Below are 4,108 nucleotides of genomic sequence, written 5' to 3' on the forward strand. Positions count from 1 at the left end.
AAAAAGATATCCTGATTGCGCCTTCTCACGACGCTTCTGATAAATTGTGCTGGGGATGGCAAAGAGAGCCCAGATCGCCAGGAAAGGATCGAGGAGATAGTCCCAGAGATTCGCTGACTCATGCCAATGGGCTGCCCAAGCAATGATTGCAACTGAAACTAGCCAAACACCCTTGGTCCATCCAGCCAGACCACAGAGAATGGCAAATAGCATGACAGCACCCAAGAATCCAATGGAGCCATAACCCCATATATAGGGATCGAACATTCCAAGGCCTAGCGCTAAGGGATAAAACACAATTGCAATGATTGCCAAGGGCACTTTAAATCCCAGCGGCGTTTTTTGCGCAGCAGGCAGTATGGAGCTCCACAACAAGAGCATCGTCACGATACTAAGCTCACCAGTAACGCCACGGACGTATGCCGACAATGGCAGTTCAAGCGACATTCCCAGCGGCCAGAAAAATAGATTGCCTAATAATAAAACGATCAGCACTCGAATTAACAATGGGATCTCTGTTGATGATAGTTTTTGCAGAAGAATCATCAACACTACCGCACAAGTAAGCGACATTTCAAGCAATGCAATGATTTGTAAATATGGCGCCATCATTGCGTATCCTTTTCTTTAAGACTGCTTACAGCGTATTTAAGCCAGACAGCCGGAAAGTACACATGCTTAATCTTTTGTCTATTCCAGGTATAGGCAAGATGGGCATCCTCACCATTAGCAGATATTAAGTACGGGTACGAGAATTCTCGATGCAAGTTATTGAGCAAAGTCTCATCGTCTTCGAGCACCTGAATAACTCGCCACTGAGTAGAGTTTGGCTCACACATCACCATTACCAATCGATAACGCGCTGCTTCAATATTATTCAGCACCATTAATTTTGTGCCATTAGCCAAAGTGAGTGCAGCAAGCGCAGAATTTGGATTGGGAATTTCGAGATCTTTTGTTACGGTCCAAGACTGTCCAGCATCTTTGGTTTCACTTGCGGGGATTTGCTTTGGCTGGGAGCTAGGTCGTGTTTGACGGAAAAAAGCGCTTGCCTCTTGCGGCCCATCAGCAAAAATTACAGGCTGAATTGCACCCCTACCAGAGCTCATACGTCGTTTATCAATAACCTGACTGACCTCGATTCTGAGGAACTCCCCAAAGCGACCAATCCATTCATGATAAGCAGGCAAACCCAAACGTCCATCTGTAAATGTGACAGCCGGGGACTTCACCAAGGTGCTCAGATTAATTAAGGGCGAGCTAATCAAGCGCTGAGGCCGACCCCAAGTCAAACCCTCATCATCCGAGATCACTGAAGAGATTGAACTGCCTGCCCAACCTCCAATCGATACGGTGACAAAAAATAACTGCATGCGACCATCGGCCATTCTTGCTGGAACGGGATTACCTAATTTAGCAATGTAACGGGACAGACCCTTTTCTGCACTAACTCGATCCATCACAACAGTTGGAGCACTCCACCTGGCTGCCTGAGGATCAAACACAGATGTATTAATCACCACATCTGGTGCACCCTCACGACTCCCTGCAAACCAGAATGCCCGTATCGCACCATCCTTGAGTGCAATTAAAGAGGCAGCATGTACTGAGGGAGCTCCGGTATCTGGCAACCAATCGATCCTGAGGCTTGGTTGCGCAATCTTTGGTGACGCAATATTTTTAATATTCTTAGCCGACTTTGTGTCCTCGATTGCCTGAGGAACATCGTCTGCTTGCTGCGCAGCGTTAACTGGGTACTCAACTGCAAATGGAGCCCATATTGGACGACTATCAATATGCAGATAGCCCAGCACTGAGGCAAGCAATAAAAAACAAAAAGCAATCACACGACTCATCGACAAGCGTCCTTACCCACCAATGGCAAGGTCATCGTTGTAGGTGTAGAAATTAAATATTCATTCACAAATAGATGTTCCCCAATATGACCTCTTAGTATCGCTTGAATCTCAGCATCAGAATGACGAGCCCGCATCTCCATACGCTTGCCTACGATCTCGCAAGATGCGCATAGCGCTGGCTCTACGCCAATAGCAGACTGGACGGCAACTAATGGATAAGTAGAAGTTAGCAAATCAATCTGGGTAGCATCCTTTGCCAAATAGCCATGCAATGTTGCACCAGGCAATAAGAGTCGATACTCCTCATCTTTAGCGCGATAGTCACAAGGCACCCAAAGATCTTTTCCAGCAACATCTTCAATCGTGGATTGAGAATATCGACCTAAAGTACCCTCTAGAGGTGACAGACTGGTAGTGAGTGCGCAGTAGCAAAGAAAGCATCCCGCCAAAGCAATAACCTTACTGCGATCCCGATTAAATATACCTAGCAAGACTAAGGCAATCGAAGTCCCCATAAATCCCCAATGCCATAGGGAGTAATTCCAGATGCCAGGCTGCCCCAAGAAATTCGATAGCTGCAAGTTTCCGCCAACCCAAGAGAGCGCAGAAAGCAAGATCAACTGTAAAAGCAATGCAATCCGAAATCCCCACAAAGGCAATCTCTCCCAGTAGATTGCGATTAGGACAGCAAATGCGGGCATCACTGGCAGCAAATATCGACCAGAGCGCTGACTTGGCAAACTGAACACAATAAAAAATGCCAACACCAAGAGTAGTAATAAGCTTTCTTCAAGTGATAAAAATCGACGTTCCCGCCAACATTGGAGCAAAGCAGAAATCAACACAAAGGTGAAAAGACCGGCATTTGCTAGAGTCGTTAAGGCCAGCATCCAAATACTATCCCCTCCACGCACTAAATCAAGCAGGTAATGTGAGCTCCGCGCCTCGAACTTGCCAGCGTTCTCGCCCAGAACAAACTCTTTCCAAACTGCCTCTGGAAAAGGGTCCAGCACAAACCAGAGCGCGAATACACCCAGAGCAAGAAGAGTAATCAAAATGACTTTATATAAGTCTTTTAATAAGACTTTTGGAATACTCCACTCGCGCCAGCGCCAGTAAAAAAGACCTAAGGCAAACGCAGCTGGAACAATGTAAGCAAAGGACTTTGACAATAAGGCCATACCAAATGAGGCACCCGCCAACAGCGGAAATAAGATCTTAGATTCAAAAGCAGCTCTACCCCAATAGAGCAGCGCAAAGAATGGCAAGCTCAACCAAAATACTTCCGGGGGATCAGTGAGAAATGGGCGACCATAGCGATAGCTTGCAAAAAAAGAAAGCCACACTAATGCTGCCAGCAAGCCGGTCTGCTTTTTTCCACTAAAGCGAGCGACTGCCAAAAATAAGAAAAATGCTGTTAAGCCGGTATATAGAACGCTGGGCCAACGCAGCGCAAAAAGACTCCAATCGCTACCCCAAGCAGTGCTGGCGATACCCTCCCAAAATACCAGGGGTGGCTTAGTATTTTTAATGCCATCCATCTCAGATTGAAGGGGCAACCAAGCGCCAGCATCCGCAGTCATCCGTACGATGTGCATATAGGGGTATTCATCCCCATTCTTTGGGGCAAAGCGACTATCTAAAGCATATAAATACGTAAAGATACCCAATAAGAGAATCGCTATCGCGCTACGGTAGGAAAAAGAGCCTCGCATAACGATAGTTTATAGGTCCTTAGTAATCACCCTTAAAACACGCGTCCAAGCCTCACTGATTGATATAAGCAAATCACCAAACAATCTAAGTACAAACACTTATCCTTCTTTTATCTGATTAATATACAGTCTATAACGATGTAGAACCCTAAAACAGTTGCATGCTTGATGGAGAAGATTCCTATGCGAATGAACTACTTAAAACCGATTCTTATGGCGAGCGCCTTTATTGGCATCAGCCAGTTGAGCGCCGTTTCTTTTGCGCAAAACGCAGATGCCACCAAACTCTATAACCGGAGCCTTGCTGCAACTTGTGCCAACTGTCATGGCACTGATGGCAAAGGAGTTCCTGAGGGTGGTATGCCACTTATTAACAATCTTTCCAGCCAAGAGATGCTGAAAAAACTCATGGATTACAAATCTGGCGCACTCGAAGGAACCATCATGCCCCAGTTAGCTAAAGGCTACACAGATGAACAACTTAAAACTATTGCCAATCAACTTGGCAAAAAACAATAAGGAGGCAGCATGGAT

Annotated in this window: 4 protein-coding genes; 1 reads left to right on the forward strand and 3 read right to left on the reverse strand. The window is 46.0% G+C overall.

Annotated features, from left to right (window positions below; genetic code table 11):
- The 3 genes from B7X71_RS12945 to B7X71_RS12955 form a co-directional block, all read right to left on the reverse strand.
- The coding region (locus B7X71_RS12945) for a hypothetical protein (RefSeq protein ID WP_293600955.1) at window positions 1–612 on the reverse strand (612 nt) is incomplete at its 3' end.
- Entirely contained in the window at window positions 609–1,856 is a 1,248-nt protein-coding gene (locus B7X71_RS12950; protein ID WP_293600956.1) for a sialidase family protein, read from the reverse strand. The genes B7X71_RS12945 and B7X71_RS12950, both read right to left, overlap by 4 nt.
- Window positions 1,853–3,574: a phospholipid carrier-dependent glycosyltransferase gene (locus tag B7X71_RS12955; protein WP_293599472.1), complete on the reverse strand. Its 1,722-nt coding sequence runs from the start codon at window positions 3,572–3,574 to the stop codon at window positions 1,853–1,855. Before B7X71_RS12955 ends, B7X71_RS12950 begins: the two co-directional genes overlap by 4 nt.
- Before the next feature lie 183 nt (window positions 3,575–3,757).
- Here B7X71_RS12955 and B7X71_RS12960 point away from each other — a divergent pair, with 183 nt between their 5' ends.
- Complete coding sequence (locus B7X71_RS12960; protein WP_293600957.1) at window positions 3,758–4,093, forward strand: c-type cytochrome; 336 nt, start codon at window positions 3,758–3,760, stop codon at window positions 4,091–4,093.
- Window positions 4,094–4,108: the final 15 nt, after the last annotated feature.

Source organism: Polynucleobacter sp. 39-46-10, from assembly GCF_002282275.1.